The sequence below is a fragment of the Kitasatospora putterlickiae genome, assembly GCF_039527695.1.
GTDB lineage: Bacteria > Actinomycetota > Actinomycetes > Streptomycetales > Streptomycetaceae > Kitasatospora > Kitasatospora putterlickiae.
The window spans coordinates 10,639-11,104 of record NZ_BAAAKJ010000332.1 but is presented as its reverse complement, the minus strand read 5'-3'; the positions used below and the strand labels follow the sequence as shown (position 1 = coordinate 11,104).

The following is a 466-nucleotide window of genomic DNA, read 5'->3' as shown; positions in this document are numbered from 1 at the left end:
CTGCCGCTGTACCCCGCCGCCCGGGCGGCGGCCGAACTCCTGGCCGAGCCGCGCCGGCTGACCGTCCAGCGCTGTCCGAGCGCGGACTGCGGCTGGCTGTTCCTGGACGCGGGCGGGCGGCGGCGCTGGTGCAGTCTGGCGACCTGCGGGGCGGCGGCGACCCGGCGCGCGACGGAGTCCTGACCCGGCGCGCGGCCGGTCCCGTTCCGCCCTCGTTTCGCCCAACTCCTTGACGATTGCATGTCATTGACGGACCATCAAGCTCGCGGCGCCGCCACCTCCTCCACCGTTCCGTCATCCCTACGGACCCCCACCAGGAGGACAGTCATGCGACTGCCCCGCCGAGGGAAGCCCGCCACGGCCACCGCCGTCCTGCTGGCCCTCGCCCTCGCCGTCCCGCTCACCGCCCAGGCCGGCGCGCAGCCGGCCTCCGCCTCCGAGTCCGTCGCCGGCTCCATCGCCGGTG

General features: G+C 76.0%; 1 protein-coding gene. It reads left to right on the top strand.

Going from position 1 to position 466, the window contains the following annotated elements:
* Nucleotides 1-183: CGNR zinc finger domain-containing protein (locus ABD308_RS31340; RefSeq protein WP_344342554.1), on the top strand; the 183-nt coding region annotated here is incomplete at its 5' end.
* Nucleotides 184-466: the final 283 nt, after the last annotated feature.